The sequence below is a fragment of the Treponema sp. Marseille-Q4130 genome (assembly GCF_014334325.1).
Classification (GTDB): domain Bacteria; phylum Spirochaetota; class Spirochaetia; order Treponematales; family Treponemataceae; genus Treponema_D.
In genome coordinates, this window is sequence record NZ_JACSET010000005.1 from 22,448 (window position 1) to 45,943 (window position 23,496).

A 23,496-nucleotide genomic window follows, 5' to 3' on the forward strand; every position below is an offset into this window, starting at 1 on the left:
ACGGTAGTGAGCGGTACACGGATGTACCGCGAACGACCACTGCTCGGATTTGCTCTTTTTAAGTCGGGAGGCGAAAAACGCTTGACGCGTTTTTCTTTCATGGGACACGCGAGCAAATCCTGCGCGGGGAACTTCGCGCTAACGCGCTCGTTGCAATACGCGGCACGGACGCCGTGTCGATATGTTGCAAAATGGCTGCGTATTTTTACGAAGTAAAAATACGGTAGTGAGCGGTACACGGATGTACCGCGAACGACCACTGCTCGGATTTGCTCTTTTTAAGTCGGGAGGCGAAAAACGCTTGACGCGTTTTTCTTTCATGGGACACGCGAGCAAATCCTGCGCGGGAGACTTCGCACTTCGTGCTCGTTGCAAGTTGCGCACTGCTCGGATTTGCTCGCTCTTGTGTAGCGTACAATGATTATTTATACTGGTGCGTATGACGTATCTTGCAAAGGTCGGAGAGCTTTCGCTCAAAGGTTCGAATATCGAAGAATTTAAAAATCGTCTCGCTTCAAATGCACGGCGTCTTCTCAAAGGACGGAGCGCAAAAGTGAGCGGAAATGCGGGACGGCTCTATATCGACTGCGACGATGAAGGGGCGGCGCGATTCGCGCTCGAGCATCTCATCGGAATCACGGGCTGGGCAAAAACGGCGGTCGTCGAAAAAGATATCGATTCCATAAATCTCGCAGTCTATGAAGAAGCCGTGCGCGCAAAGGAAAAAGGCGCAAAATCGTTTAAAGTCGAAGCCCGGCGGCAGGATAAAGACTTGCCGTTCACTTCCTATGAAATCTGCTGCAGGGCGGCCGACCGCGCATCGCGCGAAGGCATACTCGCAGTCGACGTGCACTCCCCCGACGTGCGCATCTATGTCGAAGTGCGAGACCGCTGCTTTGTCTTTTCCGATGCGGAAAAAGGCAGGCGCGGTCTTCCCGTCGGATCGAGCGGCAAAGGTCTTCTCCTGCTTTCCGGCGGCATCGATTCGCCCGTCGCGGGCTACCGCATGATGAGGCGCGGTATGAAAATCGACTGCGCATATTTTCACTCGTATCCGTACACGTCGGAAGAGGCGCAAAAAAAAGTTGAAACGCTCGCCTCATCTCTGGGAAATTACGGACTCGATACGTATTTGAACATCGTTCCCTTTACCGACGTGCAGATGCGCATTAAAGAAAAAGCACCCCAAGCGTGGACAACGCTCATGCTCCGCGTGTGCATGATGAAAACGGCAAACTTCATCGCAGAGCGGACGCACGCGGACTGCATTATCACCGGCGAAAGTCTCGGACAGGTTGCAAGTCAGACGATCGCCAATTTGAACGTTACCGAACACTTCGCCGCTCTTCCGATTTTGCGCCCCCTCGTCGGTCTCGACAAAGAAGAGATCATCGACACGGCAAGGGAAATCGGCACATACGAAACGTCGATCCTCCCCTACGAAGACTGCTGCGTGCTTTTTTCGCCCAAGCATCCGGTGCTCCGCGCATCCGTCGAAGAAGCCGAGACGATTTACGCGTCCCTCGACGCCGATGCATTGATACAAGAAGCATTTGAAAAACGGGAGATAAAACGCTTTTCGGTTTGAGCGCGCGGAGAGAATAAATGCGCCGGAAATGCATACATAAAAAATAAATATACTGCCAAATAAAAAAGGCGAAACGCGGGTCAGCCGTCCCGGGACAATCGTTATTTTTCGAGCAAAAGAGAAGCGACTTTTCCCGCGTCGGTGTCGAGGTGTACGCTGTCGAAATTCTTTTTCATCTCCTCGTCAAAATTTTTATCGACGAGCAGTTCGTTGATTTTCCGGTACACGTCGCGCGGCTTTCTGATAAACCAGCCGACTTTGTGATCGACTGCAAAGCGCATATTGCCGAGTTCCTGATTGTGAATGTATTTGATGATGACGACGGGCTTTCTGCATGAAATCACTTCCATAAGCGTCGCCGGCCCCGCCTTGATGACGGCGCAGTCGCATATTTTAATAAGTTCGTCGAGGTAATCGATAAAGCCGAATACGTGCAGATCGAGCTTTGGATATGTACGCCTGAGAAGTTCGAGCGCGTCTTTAAATGCCCTGTCGCGACCGCACACGACGGCGACTGCAAACGGCGCGCGATGCAGCACGCATTCTTTAATAATTTCGACCGCGCCGGGAAGCCCTTCTCCTCCTCCGACGAGCAGCACGATTTTTTTGTCGGCCGTAAAACCGTGCTTCGCTTTCATCGCTTCGATTTCGTCTTTTGACGGCAGCGGCATAAGATATTTTTCGTTCATCAAAAACGGAACGACCGTAACGTTTTGCCCGGGCACTCCGCAGACTTCGACGGCCTGATGTTTTGCCTGTTCGGAAAACACAAAAAACTTTTGATCGTTTTCGTAAAACCATGCGTTCGGCAGCGTAAACGGATCGGTAACCATCACCGTAAAATTGATCTTTCGCGATATTTGCCGCAATGCCGATTTAACAAAGGGAGTGAGCGCAAAGTGAAACGATACGATATCGGTCGGCTGCTTTTCACGGATGACGCGGCGGAGATAACGCGTCGTGTGAAAACGCAGCGGAAGCACGAACATCGTCTGGCCCCAGCGGTGCTGCGCCATATCGTAGATGAGCGGAAAGGCGCCGTGAACGTAATTCGTCGCGTAATTATATCCCTTTTCGAACATAAAGTGCCCGAAAAAATTATACTTATCGAAGCCGTTGAGCATTTCGATTTCGACGTCGGGATCTTTTTCTTTCAAAGCCGCTGCGAGCACCTTTGCTGCGGAAATATGACCCGCGCCGGTATTAAGATATAAAAAAAGAAATTTCCGTTTCATTGCGCCTCCGCTAGTATGTCCATTTTACACCCAGCGAAAAGAATATATTGTATTCGTCGTGCAGTTGATTCTCCCAAGCGGTACGCATAAGGTCGAATTGCGCATCCGTAGTTGCCCCTGTTGCGCCGGAAAACATCGGAGTGTCCATGCCCGCGTTATTGACATAGGTGTACGAAAAGATGCCGTTCAGTTCGAAGACACCCGCTTTTACGCGCGGAAAACGATACGAAGCTTCAACTCCTCCTCGCGCAATATACATAACGTACGATTCCGATAAAAACTGCGTCGAAGCGTAATGCTGCGAATTGATGCTGCCGTCCGTCGCGCGTCCACCTTTGGAAAGCATCTCCCGCAGTTCATCGCCGGAATACGACTGATACACGTTCGCATGCCGCGTAATGGAAGCGAAGGTCGAAACGGTAAAACGCTTTACGGGTTCGAGTTTGATTTTCAACGAAATATGATCCGAATTCGGCGGGAGACTTTGTCCGATGCCCCGTCCCCAATTCGTATACGAACCGTAGTTGTACGATTCGCCGTTCGTCTCTTCGGATGTGTACGTGTACGGCGAGATGATCGTATAACTGAACGTAAGGAGCTTGCACGGTGAATCATTCGGCGTATAGGACAGTCCCGTTTTAAACGCCAAACGGTTATCGGCATTGAAGCGCAGGCGAGCCATCTGCGGTATATCGAGCTTATTGATGCTCAAATCGGTAAGCCACGAAACGCCTGAGAAAAAATTATATTCGAACAAAAGACCTGCGATCACGTTATCGTCGTATCCGTTTGCCGAAGCTATGAGACCGGCGGGAAGCGGAATCAAATACGACGGATCGAAGCGTTTACCGTAGACGACCGAATCGTAATACGAAAGGCGGATCTTCCGGTTCGGCGTAAAACGCAGCGCGTGGAACGAAAGGAATTTTCCGTAAGGACCGTTTTTTCCGAGCATATCGGACGCGCGGAGAGCTGCAAAATGCTGCACAAAATCAAAACAGCGACCGTCATAAGCGAACGAAAACTTCGGTGCGTTGAACGACGCGGGATTCAAAACGTTTCCGCCGTCGATATAATTCGTATAGCCCGTGCGGTTGTACCCCGCGCTAAGGCTGATCTTTTCGTTTGCATAGGAAGCGATCGCGTCGGCATCGAACTCGATCGCAGCCGTCCCTCTTTCAATCGGATCGACCAGCGTATCGTATGCCGGAGACGCCCACGCATCTTTGAACACGCCTGATGACGTATCGAGGAATTTAGCCGAAACGCCCGCGCGATAGCCCGTACCGAAGCCGTTTGCAAACAGCACGTCTCCGCCGCCGTGCAGCGAAAAAAAGATCCGGCCGTCGATATCGCGCTCGTTCGCCGTTCCGTTCCGCGAAATGAGAGTCGCTCCCTTCGCTTCCGCCGATATGTGCCACGTTTTGCCGAATATCCGATCGTAATATTCGCGGGCGTCGGACGCTTCTTCGCGGTCGCCTCTTTCCATAACCGCGAGCAGGATACGGCGTATCGACTCCTGCGGATAGGGTTTGAGCTGCGGCAGTTCGGAGACGACGCCGCGGATATGCCAACGGAGAGCTGCTTCATAAAACTCGTCCGCGGGATCGACGCTTACTTGAGTATATGCGGCTGAAAAAAATACTGCCGCCAAAAACAATACTATCGATAATTTTTTTATTTTCATAAAATCGTTTTTACTAGGTTCAATTTCGAGTTTTCTAAAACTCGAAATTTTCCATCTGTTTCGCTCACCAACTGAATGGCGAGTTTCGAAAAACAAATAAAATTATGCTCAAGGCGAGGTTCCGGCTGCGTGCCGTTTCGAGCGTTAGGCTTGCGGAAGCCTGTCCTAAAAAGCTCGACCGCGGCATACACGGCGAGTTTGCAGAGCAAACTCGGTAGTGAGCGCAGCGAACGAAGTTCTCGCTAAAAGCATACCTTTATTTAGAAATATTTTCGAAACTCGATATTCGACCTACTATACCTTATTCTTGCGTAAAGTACAAGCAATGTGTTATGCTTGCCCTATGCTCGCCGCAGAAAAACAGACAGTGTGGAATCTCCTCAAAACGGCATCGTCGTCGCTGTGTGCTTACATACCGCGCGCGTTTTCGGAAACGCCCTCTTTTTCCGACGATGCCGAACCTGCGACAAACGCGGAAACCTCCGATCGGACGGCCTACGCTTCCGTATCAGGCGGACGCGCCGACGACTGTGCAGACGCGGAACCTGCAGATCCTGCGAGCTCCGAATCGGGACGAAGCGGTATCACGCTCGAAGACGTCGCACAAAAAATCGCCTCGTGTTCGCGATGCGCGCTTTCAAAAAAGAGGACGCACACCGTGCCGGGTATGGGCGTTCCCAATCCTGCCGTTCTCGTCGTCGGCGAAGGGCCGGGAGCGGAAGAAGACGCGCAGGGGCTTCCCTTTGTCGGGCCTGCGGGAAAGCTCCTCGACAAAATGCTCGAAGCGATTTCCCTTTCGCGCGATGTGAACTGCTACATCGCAAATATCGTAAAATGCCGTCCGCCGAACAACAGGACGCCGCTCCCCGAAGAAGCGGATGCGTGTATTTCCTTTCTCGAAGCGCAGATTCACATACTCAAGCCCAAGCTCATCCTCGCAGCGGGCAGGACTGCGGCGCAAAATTTATTAAAAACGACGGAAGCGCTCGGACGACTTCGCGGCACTTTCCGCGATTACGAGGGCATACCGCTCCTCGTCACCTATCATCCGAGCGCCCTGCTTCGGGATGTGTCGCTGAAGCGGCCGGCGTGGGAGGATTTGAAACTTTTCCGCGCGGAGCTTTCGCGTCTCGTCCCTGATTACGCAAAAGATTTTATTAAAAAATGATATATCTCGACGTCGTTTTAAACGTGCCGGTAAACCGATCGTTTACGTATTCGTATACACCCGATGAAAAAACAAAAGCCGAAATCGGAATGCGGATCGAAGTACCCTTCGGAAACAGAAAGCTTACGGGCTTTATCACGGGCATCTGCGATACGGCGCCCGATGATGTGCCGAAAGAAAAAATCCGCGCCGTACGGCGCATCGTAGACGATGAGCCGATTTTGACCGCCGAACTTTTTACGCTCGCAAAATGGATGACCGATTACTACCTCTGCCCGCTCGGCGAAATCGTTTCGGCGATGATTCCGTCGGGAAGGCGTGAAGCGGGCGCCGGAGGATTTTCATTTACCGACGACATCTCTTCAAGCGAAGCATACGCACTTTCGGACGAACAGAAGCAGGCGGTTTCGGATATCCTTTCTGCAAAAGCAAAGCGCGCGTCTTTCCACTACGTGTACGGGCCGACGGGAAGCGGCAAAACGGAAGTGTTTTTGCGCGTCGCCGAATCCGTCCTCGCACAAAACAAAGGTGTCATCTATCTCGTCCCTGAAATCGGCCTTACGCCCCAAGTGATACGCGCGGTTCGCTCTCGCTTCGGAGAAACCGCAGCAGTCCTCCACTCCGGCCTCACAAAAAGTAAAAAGTTTTCCGAGTGGAAACGCATCCTCCGAAAAGAAGCGCGCGTCGTCGTCGGAGCGCGGAGCGCGGTATTCGCTCCGGTGCCGGACTTGGGACTCATCATCATCGACGAAGAACACGACGCTTCCTACAAAAGCGGAACGACACCCCGCTACCATGCACGCCAAGTTGCGATGTACCGCGCATCGCGCAGTGCGATCCCGCTCGTCATGGGAAGCGCGACGCCGTCGGTCGAATCGTGGCACCTCATGAACGAAGGGAGCCTCGTCCGTCACACGCTCACAAAGCGTCTTGCAGGAGGCGCGATGCCCGAAATCGTACGCATCGATTTGACAAAGGAAAAGACTGACGGCTGCCTTTCGCGTTCGCTTGCAAACGAAATCAGGACGACTCTCAATCTCAAAAAGCAGACGATACTTTTTTTGAATCGGAGAGGCTTTACCCACTTTTTCAGATGCGGCGACTGCGGCTACGAGATGACGTGCAAAAACTGCTCCGTACCGATGACCTACCACAAAAGCGAGCGGCGTCTTCGCTGCCATTACTGCGGATGGTCGGTCGAACCGCCCGAATCGTGCCCCGCCTGCGGTTCTCTCAATATCGGCTATTCGGGATTCGGTACCGAATACATCGAAGCGGAAACGAAGGCGAAATTCCCGAACGCGAAGATCGTCAGAATCGACACCGACGCTTTAACGAAGAGAGGCGAACTCGAAGAAAAACTTGCGGCCTTCGGACGCGGAGATTACGACATCATGCTCGGCACGCAGATGGTCGCCAAGGGACTCAATTTTCGGAACCTGCGCCTCGTCGGCATCGTGCTTGCCGACACGGGACTGCACATACCGGACTTCCGCGCTTCCGAGCGGACATTTTCGCTTATCACGCAGGTCGCAGGCCGCGCGGGACGTTTTTTCCCCGACGGAAAAGTGCTCGTGCAAACGTACAACCCGTCGAGAGAGCCCGTCGCGTTCGCGTGCACCCACGATACGGAAAAATTTTACGCGTACGAACTCGGGCAGCGAAAGCTTCTCGGTTTTCCGCCTTTCAGCCGCCTCATCCGCCTCGTCTTCCGTTCCGCCGATAAAAATGCCGCCGAAGAAACCGCAGCGGCGGGCGCAAAACTCCTCTCTGACGAAGTAAAAAAAATGCATTTCGAAAACGCCGTCGAAATACTCGGACCCGCCGAATGCCCGATTTTAAAAATATCGCAAAACTACCGCTATCACCTGCTGCTTCGAGGAAGCGATATCAGCCCGCTGCAAAAAGCCGCAAGAACACTCATCTTCGGCTACAGCCATCCGCAGTCGGTGTACATTGAATGCGACGTCGATCCCGTTTCGCTTTTATAAGGCAAGCTCTTGAAAACAGTATTTTAAAACTTACCTCCAAAAACTCGCCCTCAGCGATTTTTAATAATTATTAATTATAAAAAAAAGGCACAGCCGTTTCGGCCGTGCCTTTTTTACCGGCGGGAACTGCGCCCGTCAATCATCAGCGCTTGAGCGATAAAATCGTTTCAAGCATCGAGTCGGTCGTTTGAATCGTCTTTGCATTCGATTCGAAACCACGCTGCGTAACGATCATATCGGTGAGCTGTTCGGCCAAATCGACGTTCGACATTTCGAGGGCGCCGGAAAGCAGTTTGCCCTTTCCCGCCACTCCGCTTTCGCCGATCATCGCCTGTCCCGAATTGTTCGATTCGGTGTACGTATTGTCGCCCGCCTTTTCAAGACCGCGGTCGTTCGTAAAAGAGGCCATCGCAATCTGTCCGAGCGTGCGCACGCTGCCGTTCGAATAGACACCCGTTATGACGCCGCTCGAATCGATTTTGAAATTGTCGAGGTAACCGAGCGCATAGCCGTCCTGCGAAAACGCTTTTGTCGTCGAGCGGGATGCGTCCTGCGTGATCGTATCGGTCATGCTGCCGATCGTACCGATGTTGATGTTGAGCGTTTGCCTATACGGATTGCCGTCCGCGTCGGGATTCGATTCGGGAACGGTAAACGATGTCTGCAGCAAAATCTGTCCGTTTTCGTTCGATGCGACGCCGGCAGAATCTTCGACGGAAAGCAGACGCCCCATATTATCGAAAGAGACGATAAACGTATTTCCCATGCCGTCGGTCGTATTGAGTCCGACTCTCGTCTGCGTAAAGTCCGCGTTATCGGCATCGACGTTTACCGTCGCCTGCCATTGATTGACCGCTCCGGGAACCCTCGCAAACGATACCGACAAAAGGTGCTTGTTGCCGAAGCTGTCGTAGATTTCCTGTTCCGTTCCCCACGTGCCGCGGATGATGTCTTCCGCGTTCGCCTGTTCGGGAATGAGCGGCGTATTTTTATCGAGGTTGCAGCGGAACAAAACGTTTTGCGTCGCGCGCGCCGGATCCTTCGATCCGACGGGGATAACGATATCCGTCGGAGTGGCGGCCGTCGAAACGATTTCACGTCCGTTCACTTCCTGCGCCATCCAGCCCTGCACGCGCATACCGTTTGCAGGGTTCACAAAGGTGCCGTCACGGTCGAGCGAAAAATCTCCGTTCCGCGTATAATAGGACTGCTCGCCGTCCTTTAAGATAAAAAAGCCGTTGCCTTCGATCGCGATGTCGGTCGTCACTCCGGTCGTCTGTAAATTGCCCTGCGTAAAGATATTGTCGACGGATGCAACCATCATGCCGAGTCCGACTTCTTTCGGATTGACGCCGCCGAGCTCGTCGTTCGGACGAGCCGGTCCCGAAAGCTGCTGGGAAATCATATCTTGAAAATTGACGCGGGCACGTTTGAAACCGAACGTATTTACGTTCGCGATGTTATTGCCGATGACGTCCATGCGCGTCTGGTGATTTTGCAATCCCGAAACGCCCGAATACAGTGATCTCATCATAGAGCTGCCCCCGTTTAATTTCCGTAAATCGCGCTGATCTGATCCATCGTGTAGTATCTGCCGCCTACCATAACGCGCGGCTTTTCTTCGCGCGTTGCAGCCTGCACGACACCCGTCGTAGTGGTATCTCCGACGTTGAGCTCAACCGTCTTTCCGAGCATCGAAGACGCTTCGGAAACTCTGAACACGCCCGCGAGCTTTGTAAACTCCGCGCTCATGTTCGTCATCTGTTCAAGCGATGAAAACTGCGCCATCTGAGCGATAAACTCGGTGTTTTCGATCGGACTTGTCGGATCCTGGTTCGACAGCTGTGCTATCAAAAGTTTTAAAAAGTCATCCTTGCCCAACGAATGATTGACCGTACGTCCTTTTACGCCAAGTTCTTTGTTGTAGCCGCTTACGGCAAAATCGACCGCCGCTCTGTCGGCTGCACTCATGGTGGTGTTGATTCCGTCCATCATCTACCTCTATCCCGCTGATTAATAATTAATAATTTAAAAACAATTAATAATTTACACAACGACATTTACCGCGTGTTCGCTTCCGATATAGCTTCCGCCCGAAGCGGCGCTTACTTCCGACACGAAAGCGCTTTCATATCGCCCTGCGTGCTGAGCATCGGCAAAGCCGCCACCCGCCCCGCTTCCCGAAAAGCTTCCGCCCGTTCCGGCCGACGAATAGGCTACGGTAAAACCGCCCGCTTCAAAACCGCTTTGCGCGAACGCGTTCTTGAGCGCGTCGGCGCTTTCCTTAAACGCGTTGTACGCTTCTTCGGAATGCACGGTAATTTGACCGCTCACTACCTTATCGGAAAGCTGCAAGCTGATCTTTACATTTCCGAGCGATTCGGGACGCAGCACGAGGTTGATCGTTCCCGCGTTGTTGTCGCGTAAAACGATCGAACCCGCTTTTACAAATTCGGATGCGTTTTGCCGTATTTGATTCGCGAGCATCGTTTGAAAGTTCGAACTTGCCGCCGGTGCGCTTTGACCGTTTGCAGGAGAAACGTTTTGCCGGATGCCGTCCGAAACGAACATCGTCATCTCGGACGCAGAGCCGCCTGCCGCATCGATTTTTATCAACTTTTCCGATACGGGTTTTGATTCGGAAACGCTTTCGCTTATCTCCGTTCGAAGATCGGTGACAATGATCCTGCCGTCAGTATCGAATATGCGCTCGCGTTTTGCAGCGGTCGTCTCATCTTTTGTTTCAAAAGCAAACACCGATTCTGCGGAAAAAGCCTCGTCCGAAAATTCGCCGCTTTCGGTTCTGCCCTCCGACGTTTTTTCCGCGTATACGGGAAGAGCGCCCATTTGAAACGTAGCGGTATCTTCCGGTGCGGCGGCTCCTTCGGCAAAAAAATCGCCCACGCCGCTTTCGACATTTTGAGCGCTTCCCGCGTTGACAGTTTCGGGATTGCGAGAGCCGTCGACAAGGTATGCGAAATCCTGCAAGAGCGCGGCGCGCGCCCCGTCATCCGTATCGGACGGTTCCGCTGCGTCAAGCGCTTCAGCATCAGTCGGCCGTCCGCCGCTTTCGTTCTCAGCGGATTTGAGAGATTTTTTTTGATTGATATCCGAAGAAGTATCGTCCTGTTGTTTTTTTGCGGCATCTTTTGCTGCGTCGATTGTCTCTTTTTTTGCGGAATCTTTCGCACCGTCCGTTTTACTTTCCTTTACCGCATCGGCGCCATCGTTCCGCCGGAACTTCACCGCATCCTCTCGTACGGGATCAGAAAAAGTGCGTTTGTTTTCATGGAGCGTATGCACGCCTGAAAGCATATCCGCTTTCGCATGCCGCGCCGAAGACCGTCCGACGTCCCGCGTATGCGCCGCATCGGAAACACCTCTATCCGCACTTTTTCCGCCGTGCGGCGAAAGAGACTTTGATTTTCCGCGCGAGAGAAGCCCCGCACCCGAAAATGCATCGGAGACTTGAGCGTCGATTTTTTTGCCCTGCGCACGTGCGAGTAATTTTGCAAACGAATGTTCTTCGCCTTTCGTATGAGATGCAAAAATGTTTTTTGAAAGCGGTGCTGAGAGAGCGTCGATATTGTCGATTGCGTTTACTTTCGGAACTGCGTTGACTTTTGCAACAGGAATTCCCTGCATCGGCATCCTCCATTTGTGCAAACAAAGAATGACCGCAGGGAAGTTCAGTCAAGCGCTTTCGGCTTGCTCACCATCTTCCGTTGGACTGCCGCAGCCCGCTCCGCCGGCATGAGCGAAAGCCAGTACGATGTCATCGAATACTGCTTTTTCACCGTCGCCATTTCTTCTTCTTTGCGCAAAACGTCGATCACGAGCTGATCGTCCATCGCCACAAGTTCTTGAACGGCCGCGGCGGGCGGCATATTGTACAGACGCGTTGCGATCTGTTCTATGTTTACTTCTTTATCATCGTACTTTTTTTGCAAATTGTTAAATGTTTTTTCGCGTTCTTCGAGTGTTTTTTCGCGTTCGGCAAGTTCGGCCGCAATCCGCTCGTTTTGCTGTCCCGACGCGGTCAATTCGCTCTCTTTTTGATCGAGTTCTTCCTTATAAAGCCTGAGCGCTTCACGCTGTTTGTCTATGCGATCCTGATCGATATCGTTGTTGAGCGGGCGAACGGCGGTCATCGACGTCTGCACTTCTCTGCCGAGGATACGGTACAGCGGCGTAAACAGCGTCTTTGCGTGAATGATTCCCAAATAATCGAACCACAACAAGCCGCCGAGACAGAGAATTATAATCAGAAAAAGAAGGACAATCGATTTGCCCAGGTTTTTTCCTTTTGCCATCGTAACCCACCCGTTTATATATTTTGACCTACTTCCTACATCGGCGCTAATCCGACCGATATTGAGCGTTATTTATGCGTCGATAAGCCCCGCGATCGCCGCTCCGAGCGTTATATCGTTTTCTCGCGAAATTATCTCCCAATAGAGGCCTCTCTCTTTCGTAAGCGCTTCTTCGAGATAGCCGTCCACTCTTCGGGCAAGCATGTGCGTTTTAAAATACGTGCTGCCGTTGCAGAGTATGCATACCGGGCGCGAAGCGTTTTTCCCCTCGCTGCTTTGAATGACGCAGGCAGCGAGGATGGCGGCGGCATAGCGGGCCGACCGCTCCATAACGGCATCGAGGAGCTGAAACAGTCGGTCGTAATCTTCGTCGGAAGCGCTTTCGGCGGCAAGAGCACCGAGGGAAGCGTTCGTGCTGTACGGCGCGTGCAAAAACGCGTCGGCTTCGACGAGCGAAAGTGACGACAGCGCGAGGATGCGCTTGGCGCACGCTTCGCCGAAAAGCCCTTCTTCCGCCGCGCTTTTAAGCGCTTCAAATACCACGTTCCCGAGATAGCCGCCGGAGCACTGTTTTTCCGTACGGTATTTTCCGGGACTCAGCGTCTTTGCATCGAGCGCGTCATCGAAATCGGAGCAGACTATAGCACCGAATTTCCCCGATTCGCACACGACGATCTGTTTTGCAAAATCTTTTACGCCCGCCATCTCCGGCTGAATATACGCGGCATTCAATCCCGTACCGAGTATAAGTCCGATGTACGACGAATACTTTTTTCCGGCATCCGGCATCGCAGCTCCCGCAAGAAGCGCCGCCACCGTATCGTTTAAGAGCGTGATGCGCCGTATCTTTTTCCATCCGCGCGCTTCAAGCGTTTTTTTGAGCGTCGCTCCGATGCGGCAGCCGACGACTTCGGGCGCATTCACTTCTTTCGTAAACCTGATGAGGATGCCGTCTCCGTCGTCGGTGATCTCCATCGGATACGAAAAACAAAAACCGATCGATTCGGCTTTGTCTTTTAAGTGTTCGATATTCGATGCGATTTCATCGAAAAAATCCGAACGTGAAAGCGTTTTTGCCACTCCGGGCATCTTCGTCTTTTCGAGAAAATCGATCGACGCTTTTCCCTGCTCGTTGAACGACACGAGGCAGGATCGGAAATTCGTCCCGCCCGCATCGATGACGATAACGCTTTTACCCGAAGCGGGCTGTTCCGGCGGATTGCCGTAGGTGCGAATCATATCCTGATAGAGTTTTTGTCCGCGGAGACCGCAATTCATATCGTATAAAAGCGCATCGATCGCCGAGTCGATGTCGACGTGACGGATAAAATTATGTTTTGCCAAAAATGCGCTGACAGCCCGATTCATATACATTGAGTATAACACAATGCGGTAAAAATGTGAATGCGCCGTGTACACGTTGTATCGAGGACACGTCCGTAGTTGTCGATCGTAAGTTTGATTATTTTTCCATTGTGTGCTATACTGTGCCGGATATGGCAAAAACTACGACTCCGAAAAAATCGATAAAATCGGCTGCAAAAGCAAAGCAGCCCGTAAAAACGAAAAAGACTGCGGCAAAGCCTGCGAAAGCCGCCGCTAAGCCCGCGGTAAAATCGACCGCAAAACCTGCGGCAAAAAACACTGCAAAATCCGGCGCAAAGAGCGCATCAAAGACTTCTGCAAAAGTCGCTACAAAATCGACCGTAAAATCTGCCGAAAAAAAAGCGTCAAAAACCGCAGCCGGAAAAAGCAAAAAGCCCGTACAGGCAAAAACGGCTGCAAAGAACGCTTCAAAAACGGCCGCCCCAAAATCGGCCGGAACAGCAACACCGAAAACCGAAGCGGTAAAGCCCGTACCGAAAAAATCGAAATCTTCACGGTTCCGTATAAATCAAAAGATCGTCTACCCGAGTCAGGGTGTCGGAAAAATCACCGACATCAACGAACAGATATTCCGCGAACAAACGATGCTGTATTACAATATCTACATCGAAGCGTCGGATATGGTCGTCATGGTACCGGTAGAGCGGGCGGAAGAGCTCGGCATCCGCGCCATCGTTTCGGCGGCCGAAGCGGAAACGGCGCTCAATCTGCTTTCCGACGATTTCGAGCCGATCACATCGGATTGGAAACTTCGGTATCAGATGAACCTCGACCTGCTCAAAAAAGGGAGCATCAACGATATCGCGACGATTGTGCGCTGCCTGTACAACCGCAGCAAAGTGAAAGAGCTTCCGATCCTCGAACGAAAGCTTTACGACTCCGCGCGCAAACTGCTCGAAGACGAAATTTCGTTTGCGACGGGAAAATCGCTCAAAGAAGTCGAAACGCTGATTCACATCAAACTCGAACCGCCCGGCGCTGCGCCGAAAGTCAAGCACGTTATCAACATCGACGACGATGAAGACGACAACCTCATGGACGATATGAACACAAATTCGAACGACTCCGATGACGGAGATGCTTCGGATGACGATTCGTCCTACGACGATGATTCGTTTTAATAATTAACAATTTGAATGCCGCGTTTTCCGGCAGCGCGGCGTTCATACCCAGCCGGAAAGCATTCGTTATGGATAAAAACAATAAAATTCCGGCAACCGTCGTCATCGTTGCGGCGGGCGCTTCTTCCCGCATGGGTGAAGGCCTGCGAAAGCAATATCGGCCGCTCGGGGGCGGCACCGTTCTTTCGGAATCGATTAAGCCGTTTTTAAAAGCGCTCGACTGCAGAATGCTTGTCATCGCGATCCCTTCCGATGAAGACGAAAGTCATGCGCGCGAGGCGCTTACATCCGATGCGGAAATCGATGAACTCCTGCACACAAAGCCGCTCTTTGTGCGCGGGGGCGCGACGCGGCAAAGCTCCGTAAAAATCGCGCTTGAAGCGGCGGCAAAAAACAATCCGCCCGGCATCGTTTTAGTGCACGATGCGGCGCGCCCTTTTGTCACCGAAAAAATCATCGTCCGCACCGCGAAAGCCGCGCTCGAGCACGGTGCCGCCGTTCCCGCCGTTCCTCCGGCGGATACGCAAAAAATCATCAACGCCGAAGGCTTTATCGTCGAGCATCTCAAACGAGAACGCATGGCTGCGGTTCAAACGCCGCAAGCATTCGATTTTATGCGTCTTCTCGCCTCCCACCGCAAAGCGGAAAACGACGGAAAAGCATATACGGACGATACGGAGATTTGGGCAAAATACGAAGGAGACGTGATGACGGTGGAAGGTTCGCCTGAAAACCGCAAAATCACGTACGCAGGAGATATGCATACGCAGACATTTCACACGGGCTTGGGCTATGATATGCACCGGCTTATTTCCGGAAGAAAATTGATGATCGGAGGAGTCGCCATTCCGTTCGATAAGGGCGAAGACGCTCATTCCGACGGAGACGTGCTCCTCCACGCCGTAACCGACGCTCTCCTCGGAGCCGCTTCTCTCGGTGATATCGGGAGTTTTTTTCCGCCGGAAGACGATGCGTGGAAAGACGCCGATTCCGTTTTTTTATTAAAAACCGTTTGGGAAAAAATACGAAAACACGGCTGGAAACTTGTCAATATGGACTGCGTCCTAAAACTGGAACGGCCGAAATTCCTTCCGTACCGCGCGCAAGTCATCGAGTCGATCGCTCGTGCGCTCGGCGTCGAAAGCGATTCGATATTCGTAAAAGCGAAAACGGGAGAATCGATCGGAGACGTCGGCAAAGGAGAAGCCGTAGAAGCGTGGTGCACCTGTCTGCTTGCAAAAAACTGAACACTCGCCGACGGCGGAAAGACAAACAGCGTGTTCGGTGCGCACATACACTTGCGGCGCGCCTCCTCTCTTACGGCGAACGACGCGGTTTTATTCGGGCAGCTCGAGCACCATCTCTATTTCAGTCTGCGTCCGCTTCATCGTCCGCGCGATCTCCTTTACCGTCCAACCCTGCTGCTTGAGCTGTTTGATATTGTCCCTGTCCTGCGGCGATAAACGCTTGTCTTCTTTTGCCGGATGCTTTTCCAAATCTTTTTTTGTCAGCTGATTGAGCAGCTTAAACTTCGATTCGATATCGTTTTTCAACTCTTCGAGACGGGCTTCGCTCCTGCCGATGCCCTGCCGCGCGGACGTAAGCGCATCCATACGCTTGTCGGCTTCGGTGAGGATCGCATCGAGCGACTCGAGCTTCGTCACCGCCTGCGCGAGTTTCGGCCCGCTTTTCAAAAGCTTGTCGACGTCTTTTTGCACGTCTTTGATTTCCTGCGGCAGCGATTCCGTTTGGCGTGCGCACTGCTTCAATTTGTCTTCAAGCGTTTTGAGCGCATCGAAGGATCTGTTGACGTCTTCGTTTACGCGCTCGATGACCGTTTGCTTTTGTTCGAGCCTGTCGTAGGAGCCTGCAAGTGAATGGAGCTTTTCCTGAAAATCGCGCACCGCGACTTCGAAGGTTTGCAGTTCGTCGTAGGACGTCTGCAGTCCGCTTATCTTTTCGTCCATCGCAGTCGAAAGGTTGATCATCTTATCGTATTTTTGTCCGATCGAATCGACACGCGCTTTTTGCGCATCGAATTCTTTTAAGCGGCCGTTTATATCGTCGTACATTTTGTGCAGAGCTTTATAACTGTCGGCAAGCGAAAGCGCCGTTTCGTTATACGAAGCGAGCCTTGTGAAATCATCGTCGAGGGCGGCGATCCGTTCGTCGAGCGCTTTTTTCATCGCTTCCGCTTTTTCGTACTGCTGCATCTGAGAGCGAACGTTTTGCAGTTCGCGGTTCAGCTCTCCCATGCGGCTCTGCATTTCGTCCTGATCGCTTTGCATTTTGAGCACGAACTTCGCCTGATTTTCGCTCGATTGCGCTTCAAGCGAATTGATTTTTCCGCGCAGATCGCTGAGCGTCTTTGCCGAATCGGCGCTCTGCCTGCTCAGGCGCCCTTCGGTATCTTTGAGCATCTCTTCGTACATGGACTTCAAACGTTCGAGTATTTCTTCGGAACGCGATTCATACATATCGAGCGATTCGTCGGCTTTCGACTGCAATTCGCTGACCGAAGCCGAAAGAGCCGCCTGCTTTTCTTTCATGTCGGCGGAGTAGGTTTGGAAATCAGCAAGCAGGGATTCGCGCGCTTCGTCGATTTTATTTTGCGAAGACGATTTCAACGTATCGAGCTGACCTTTGAAAACCGCATTCGATTCGTCGAGCTGCTGTTTGAGATGCTGCTTCCACGTATTGAATTCGGAAAGCGCGGCATCTATCGTCGACGCGCTCGTCTCCTGCCGGTTCAGCACGGCATCTTCGAATTTTTTCAAACCGTCGCTCAATTCCGCCTTTACCCTTTCGAGCTCGTCGTTCATCTTCGCTTCGTATTGACCGGCAACCTTTTTCAAATACTCGTCCGAAATCGCCTGCGTTTTGTTTACGCGCTCCCTCGTCGCTTCGGCAAAATCGTCCACCGTCTTTGCGATGCCGTCGATCTGTTCACGTATCTCGCCGTTCGCTTCTTTGACGCCGGATGCGATGCGGCTAAGCTGTTCGTCGTTTTTTTCCTGCAGCGCGTCGAGCTTCGCTTTTAAATCTTCACCGTATTTTATTTCGAGCGAACGGCGACCGCTTTCATAGTCTTCGGTAAATAAAGCAAGCTTTCCGTCAAACGAATTCTTCCACACCGCCAAATCTTCGGCGATCTTTCCGCCGCGCGTTTTCAAATCGTCGTCGATACCGTCTTCAAAATCTTTCAGCTTCGCTTTTACGTTTCCGATCGCCGACTGCTTCAATGCATCGACTGTTTGATCGATCGCGTGCAGCTGCGACCGGATCGCATCGGAACCGGCCTGCATGGACTCGGAAAATTCTTTGTGTTTTTTTTGCTGCGCTTCGATAAACGAATCGAAATCCGAAAGCACGCGCCGGCGTATTTCGTCCATAGCTTTTCGGAGATTTGCTTCGAGCGAATCGATGTCTTTACCCGACGTTTCGAGCCGTGAAAATTGATATGCCAAATCTTTTTTATACGAACCGAATTGCGCATCGATCGCATTGAGCGCATCGGACTGCTGCTGTTCGCACTGTTTCGCCGTTTTGTAAATCGATTCGGCAAGCGATTTGTCGAGGTCGGCGAGTTTCGCTTCGGACTGGACGCGGAATTTTTCAATCTGCTCGTCGATCGTCCGTATCTTTTCTTCAAGCAGGGGTCCCGCGCCGTCCGCCCTGTGCTGCGCTTCGTCACAGGCCGCGCGAAGTTCTTTGATCGCGCTTTCGGCATCGTGTACCGAATCGTTCGTGCGGCGGGAGATTTCGACAAGCGTTTCGGAAAGCGATGTTTTAAACGCGTCGATTTTATTTTGCACTTGCGCCTGATATTTTTCCAGACGTTCGCCCGAAGCGGCCGAGAATTTTTCGAAAGCCGCCTTTTCCTTTTCATCGGCTGCGGAAACCGCGTTCGCAAAGAGATTGTTATAGCGCGACTCGATATTCTTCACTTCCGATTCGAGCATCGCACGCAGCCCTTCAAGGCTCTTTGCGTTTCCGGAAACGTTTTGCGAAATAAAATCCGACGTCGTCTTCGCCTCCGAAAGCGATACCGCAAGCTCGGATTTCAACTTTTCGATCCGTGCACCGTATTCGGAAGAAAGAGAATCGATACGCTCGTTTATATCTGCGGCAACGGCACCCTCTTTTTCGTCGTACATCGCCGCAATCGATGCCGCCTGTTTTTCAAGCGACGAAGCTTTTTCTTCGTAGGCGCCGCTCAGTTTCGAATAGAGCGTATCGAATTTCGCATCGAGAGAGGCGATGCGGCCGTCGTTTTTTCCGTCGATCGATTCGAGCTGCTTCGCATACTTTCCCTGCAGCGAATCGATTTTTTCGTCGTAGCGTTTTCCGAATTCATCGATATGATTTTTGTATTTTTCGTCGAGCGACGAAAGCTGTTTTTTTATGTTCGCAACGATGTTGCCCGTCGAATCTTTAAAAGCCGCGACCGCTTCCGAAGTTTTTTGCGTCAGCGCTCCGTCGATTTCTACCGCTTTCTTTTTATAAGTTTCCGCCAACGCTCCGTATTGAGAAGCGAGTGCCGCATTCGTCTTCGCCGCAAGCTCTTTGTATTTTTCCGCCAGCGCCCCGTATTGAGACGTGATAGCCGCGTCGGTTTCGTTCGACTTTTGTGTATGCTTTTCGGAAAGGAGCGCATACTGTTGATCGAGTTTTGCGCCGTAGTCTTCCAATCGTTTTTTATACGTGTCGGTAAACTGCGCATATTGGGCATCGTATTTTTTTATCATTTCGGCCGTACGGCTGCCGATGGCACCGTCGATCGAAAGCGTTTTGTCCGCAATCTCTTTTTGCGCCTGAGCGATGCCGGAATCGAGGCGGGCGGCAAGAGCCGTCATCTCTTTTTCATATTTGTCGGAAAGAGTTTCATAGCGCTCTCGGTATTTTTCGTCGACATCGGCTTGTGCGCCTGCGGCCGCTTCAAGCGCTTCGTCGGCTCGGTCGTTGACGCGGCTTTCCGCTTCTGCGATGCGCTCGTCGACAAGGGCTTCGATTTCGGCGATCTTGTCTTCGATCGTCCGCACGTACGCGTCGCTTCTCGCCTGCGCCTGTTCGCTCAAATGGCGGAACGCCGTATCTTCGAGTGTGTCCGCTTTTTTCGCAGCCGAATCGTATACCCCATCTATTTCCGATTGAAAGCGGGCAAGCGCATCGTCGGCCTGTTTTCCGAGAGATGCAATATGTTCACCAAGTGCTTTCGAGCGCGCATCGTACTCCTGCAACAGCTTTGCGCCGAGCAGTTTCAGCTGTTCGCCGTTTTTCTGCGAAAACTCTCCTACAATATGCGGAATCCGCTTTTCGATTTCGTCGATCGTCTTTTTTTGCGTATCGATGCGCGCGTCGAGTTTTTCGACGATGAGCGCCTCTTTTTTCAGCCTTGTTAAATTTTCTTCGACGTTCGCCGTCATCTCCGCAAGGGACGCGAGGGATTTGTCGTAGCCGTTGATCTTCGCTTCGGCGGCCGCGATCGCCTGTTTATACTTTTGCAGTTCATCCGCGCCCGCTATAAAATCGTCGCGCTCTTTTTGCAGGCGCTTAATGCCCGCAGCTGCCTGAAGGTATTTCGTTTCGAGTTCCGCTCCCGCGCTCGCCAGATTCGCATCCTGTTTTTTAAAATAGTCGTCAAAACCTTCGAGCCGCTTATCGGCATATCGTTTGACCTTTTCCATGGAGTTATTGTCTCTGTCGAATTTTCTGAATACAACGGCGATTACGGCAGCGACGGCAGCCGCTATCAAGATTGTGACGATATCCACTTTTCCCACCCGCGCGGTTTAAACCGCTTTATCGATTATATCACATATTCTATTGTAACACAATTTTATGCAATTGGCGATAGTCGTAAAAAGAAATATCGGCTTTTCGGGAAGACATGCGGAGAAGATTGCGCCAGCGGGGTTCGAAGTGCGCCGCTTTCATATCCGCGTTTTTCGCTCCGACGACATCGTATTTGACGCTATTTCCGACGTATAAAATATATTCCGGTGCGATGCCGAGTTTTTCCGCGAGTACGCGAAACGGATGCGTCGACGGCTTCAGCGCGCCGGTAGTTTCCGTGCCGAGCAAAACGTCGCAGTATTTTCGAAGCCCCCAGAGCTTACCCTTTTGTTCGGGCGGAAAATCCGACATAAGTGCAATTTTTAAGCCCGCATCGTGAAACGCTTGAAAGACCTCTTCGACATGCGCGCACAGCGGGACAGATTCGAAAAACGGAGAGAGCCCCTTGTATACGATCCTCTCGAGCCGCTCTTCGGCCGTTTCGACGCCGCACCCGATGCGCTTCGCAAGCATTTCTGCCTGCGCCGCATAAAAATCGTCGAGCACGCCCATATCGTGGATTTTGGAACGCACGATTCCGTAATGCAAAAAAAATTGATTGAATCTGAAAAAGTGAAACATCATGCGCGCATGAAGATCGCGCGGCTTATACAATGTGCCGTCGATATCGAATGCAACCGCCCGTATGTCTCCCATGTTCGCCGTAAGCACTCCGCACCTCTTTTCCAGAGCTTACCGCAAAATTCGACGATTAACAATAGCGGAGAAAAAGGATAATATATTCCGTGCCGAAAACGGTTACGCTCTTATTCTCCGATACGATTGATCATATATCGCTTATGCGTAAAACGATCCGTCGTTTTATTTACTTTTTTTGCAAAACACCCGCAAGACATAGCTGCCAAATCGTCCAAGCTGCAGATTTCTTACAGTATCAAACAGAGAACACAATTTATACCGAAAAATACTATACCTATACCGCTAATACACAACCCTATAATTCCTCGTCGTAATGCATAATCTTTTTTCTCGTCGGTATCGTACATAGGATTTTTTAATTTTTTTGTTCCGATTAAAATATCCCGTACAAAGAAACAACCGCAATACACGCAAAACCCGATTATGATCGTAAAACCTAAAAGCATCTCTTTCTCCCCGCTTCACTTTATCAGAAAAGTTAGGACAAACAGAATAAGATACATAACGATGTATATTTTATACCCCCGTACCAGCAATAAAAAAAATGCTACACTTTTTTCTATCGTTTTATGCGTTTCCACAATGCGCTTTTTTAAATATTTTACGGAAATAAATTCAGGGGCCAAAAAAAGCCACCTATCGCTGCCGAATATCGCAAAAATATCTTTATATTTTATTAATAAAACAATAAATCGTATTTGCAAAAATACGCGAAACAGTATTAAAAAGATCCCCCCGAAAAATAGAAACGTCAATATATGCTTCATCTTTTCGTTTAAAACAATCCCGAAATGACGCCGTCGTCATCCACGTCGATATTGAGCGCGGCGGGTTTTTTCGGCAGACCCGGCATCACCGTGATGTCGCCCGAAAGCGCGACGACAAAGCCCGCGCCCGCGTAGAGCTGCGCGTCGCGGATCGGAAAGGTATAGCCGCTCGGAGAAGCGAGCAGTTTCGGATCGTGGCTCAGCGAATTCTGCGTTTTTGCGATGCACACGGGAAGCGCTCCGTAGCCCGCCTTTTCGAAAGCCGAAAGTTTTTTCAAAGCAACACTTTCAAACGAAACCGCACCTGCGCGGTAGATTTCCCGTGCAATGCGTTCTATCTTTTTCGAAAGAGGCATATCGGAATCGTAGAGCGGACGGAAATCCGCTTTTCCCGCATCGCAGAGCGCGCTCGTTTTTTCGGCAAGCAAAACCGCTCCCTCCCCTCCCTTTTCCCAGCTTTCGCAGACGGCGCTTTCCGTACCCGTTTCCGCAATGAGTTCAGCGAGGAGTTCGAGTTCTTCGCTCGTGTCCGATGCGAACTTATTGATCGCAACGATCGCGCTTACGCCGAATTTGCGGATGTTTTCGATATGCGTTTTGAGATTTGAAAAGCCGGCTGAAAGCGCTTTGAGATCGGGACGGGCAAGATCCTGTTTTTCCGCACCTCCGTGCATTTTAAGAGCTCTCACCGTTGCGACGATGACGGCACAGGACGGAGCGATGCCCGCCGCACGGCACTTGATATCCATAAATTTTTCCGCACCCAAATCGGCGGCAAATCCCGCTTCGGTTACGACATAGTTTCCCGAAGCGAGAGCGGCGAGCGTCGCGTTGATACTGTTACAGCCGTGTGCGATGTTCGCAAAGGGGCCGCCGTGCACAAAAGCGGGAGTTTTTTCGAGGGTTTGCACGAGGTTCGGCTTCAGAGCATCTTTGAGCAATGCCGCGATCGCGCCGGTGCATCCGAGTTCTCCGAATTTAACGATTTCCCTGTCGTAATTTTCCCCGATGACGATATTCGAAATGCGCTCTTTCAATTCCGAAATCGTTCGGGAGAGGCAGACGATCGCCATGATTTCGCTCGCGACGGAAATGCAAAAGCGGTCTTCGCGCGGCACTCCGTTCACTCTGCCGCCGAGTCCGACGACGATGTTGCGCAGTTCGCGGTCATTGAGATCGACGCACCGCTTCCACGAAATCGTGCGGGGATCTATCCCCAGTTCGTTGCCGTGGTGAATGTGATTGTCTATGAGAGCCGCAATCAAATTGTTTGCAGAGGAGATCGCGTGGATGTCGCCCGTAAAGTGCAAATTGATTTCTTCCATCGGAACGATCTGCGCGTATCCGCCTCCGCAGGCTCCGCCTTTTATGCCGAAACAGGGACCCAAAGACGGTTCGCGGAGCGCGAGCACCGTTTTTTTGCCGATACGGTTGAGCGCATCGGCAAGCCCTATCGAAACGGTCGACTTGCCCTCCCCCGCGCTCGTCGGCGTTACGGCAGTGACGAGGATAAGGCGTGCGCGCGAAGTTTCGTCCGAAGCGCGTTTTTGCAAAAGCCGAAGCGTTTTTGCGGTAAGTTTCGCTTTGTACTTTCCGAACGGTTCGATTCCGTCTTCATCAATGCCGATCCGCTGTGCGATGTCCGCGATCGGAAGCATTCTGTTCTTTTGCGCTATTTCGATATCCGACAACATGGCATAATTATACGCGTGAACGAGGGCTTTTGTAAATCGCTTGTACGTCGC

15 protein-coding genes are annotated in these 23,496 nt (G+C 51.7%); 5 read left to right on the top strand and 10 right to left on the bottom strand.

Translation table 11 applies throughout. From position 1 onward, the window contains the following. The first annotated feature begins 439 nt into the window (after positions 1-439). Complete coding sequence (thiI, locus tag H9I36_RS06430; protein WP_255422689.1) at positions 440-1,588, top strand: tRNA uracil 4-sulfurtransferase ThiI; 1,149 nt, start codon at positions 440-442, stop codon at positions 1,586-1,588. 101 nt (positions 1,589-1,689) lie between these two features. On the opposite strand, the gene H9I36_RS06435 is transcribed toward thiI, so the two are convergent. Together H9I36_RS06435 and H9I36_RS06440 are read right to left on the bottom strand one after the other, a co-directional pair. Next, the gene (locus H9I36_RS06435) at positions 1,690-2,823 is read right to left on the bottom strand and encodes an MGDG synthase family glycosyltransferase (RefSeq protein ID WP_187384554.1); all 1,134 of its coding nucleotides are present in this window, start codon (positions 2,821-2,823) and stop codon (positions 1,690-1,692) included. Between the two features lie 10 nt (positions 2,824-2,833). Beyond that, positions 2,834-4,510: a hypothetical protein gene (locus H9I36_RS06440; RefSeq protein WP_187384555.1), complete on the bottom strand. Its 1,677-nt coding sequence runs from the start codon at positions 4,508-4,510 to the stop codon at positions 2,834-2,836. 343 nt (positions 4,511-4,853) lie between these two features. Here H9I36_RS06440 and H9I36_RS06445 point away from each other — a divergent pair, with 343 nt between their 5' ends. After that, complete coding sequence (locus H9I36_RS06445) at positions 4,854-5,678, top strand: uracil-DNA glycosylase (RefSeq protein WP_187384556.1); 825 nt, start codon at positions 4,854-4,856, stop codon at positions 5,676-5,678. Beyond that, positions 5,675-7,669 (top strand): replication restart helicase PriA, encoded by a 1,995-nt coding sequence (priA, locus tag H9I36_RS06450; protein ID WP_187384557.1) that lies wholly within the window; start codon positions 5,675-5,677, stop codon positions 7,667-7,669. The genes H9I36_RS06445 and priA overlap by 4 nt, the downstream gene beginning before the upstream one ends. A gap of 142 nt (positions 7,670-7,811) precedes the next feature. Here priA and flgE read toward each other — a convergent pair whose 3' ends face one another. The 5 genes from flgE to H9I36_RS06475 all read right to left on the bottom strand — a co-directional run bounded on the left by flgE (position 7,812) and on the right by H9I36_RS06475 (position 13,350). Then, positions 7,812-9,203, bottom strand: a complete 1,392-nt coding sequence (flgE, locus tag H9I36_RS06455) for a flagellar hook protein FlgE (protein WP_187384558.1) — start codon at positions 9,201-9,203, stop codon at positions 7,812-7,814. 14 nt (positions 9,204-9,217) lie between these two features. Beyond that, positions 9,218-9,661, bottom strand: a complete 444-nt coding sequence (flgD, locus tag H9I36_RS06460; RefSeq protein WP_038080615.1) for a flagellar hook assembly protein FlgD — start codon at positions 9,659-9,661, stop codon at positions 9,218-9,220. Positions 9,662-9,715: 54 nt separating this feature from the next. After that, the gene (locus H9I36_RS06465) at positions 9,716-11,314 is read right to left on the bottom strand and encodes a flagellar hook-length control protein FliK (RefSeq protein ID WP_187384559.1); all 1,599 of its coding nucleotides are present in this window, start codon (positions 11,312-11,314) and stop codon (positions 9,716-9,718) included. A gap of 44 nt (positions 11,315-11,358) precedes the next feature. After that, a complete protein-coding gene (locus H9I36_RS06470) occupies positions 11,359-11,982 on the bottom strand; it encodes a periplasmic-type flagellar collar protein FlbB (protein WP_187384560.1) in 624 nt (207 codons plus the stop codon). Positions 11,983-12,054: 72 nt separating this feature from the next. Then, positions 12,055-13,350, bottom strand: coding sequence for a hexokinase family protein (locus H9I36_RS06475; protein WP_187384561.1), 1,296 nt, complete (start codon positions 13,348-13,350; stop codon positions 12,055-12,057). A 128-nt stretch (positions 13,351-13,478) separates the two neighbouring features. On the opposite strand from H9I36_RS06475, the gene H9I36_RS13060 reads away from it, so the two are divergent. Continuing rightward, on the top strand, positions 13,479-14,489 hold the full coding sequence (locus tag H9I36_RS13060) for a CarD family transcriptional regulator (RefSeq protein ID WP_187384562.1): 1,011 nt from the start codon (positions 13,479-13,481) through the stop codon (positions 14,487-14,489). Between the two features lie 68 nt (positions 14,490-14,557). Beyond that, positions 14,558-15,736 (top strand): 2-C-methyl-D-erythritol 4-phosphate cytidylyltransferase, encoded by a 1,179-nt coding sequence (gene ispD / locus H9I36_RS06485; protein ID WP_187384563.1) that lies wholly within the window; start codon positions 14,558-14,560, stop codon positions 15,734-15,736. Positions 15,737-15,826: 90 nt separating this feature from the next. On the opposite strand, the gene H9I36_RS06490 is transcribed toward ispD, so the two are convergent. The 3 genes from H9I36_RS06490 to H9I36_RS06500 form a co-directional block, all read right to left on the bottom strand. Then, positions 15,827-20,263, bottom strand: coding sequence for a SpiroCoCo family coiled-coil protein (locus H9I36_RS06490; RefSeq protein WP_187384564.1), 4,437 nt, complete (start codon positions 20,261-20,263; stop codon positions 15,827-15,829). A 49-nt stretch (positions 20,264-20,312) separates the two neighbouring features. Then, positions 20,313-20,981 (bottom strand): HAD family hydrolase, encoded by a 669-nt coding sequence (locus tag H9I36_RS06495; RefSeq protein WP_222864657.1) that lies wholly within the window; start codon positions 20,979-20,981, stop codon positions 20,313-20,315. A 778-nt stretch (positions 20,982-21,759) separates the two neighbouring features. Further along, on the bottom strand, positions 21,760-23,445 hold the full coding sequence (locus H9I36_RS06500; RefSeq protein ID WP_187384566.1) for a formate--tetrahydrofolate ligase: 1,686 nt from the start codon (positions 23,443-23,445) through the stop codon (positions 21,760-21,762). Positions 23,446-23,496: the final 51 nt, after the last annotated feature.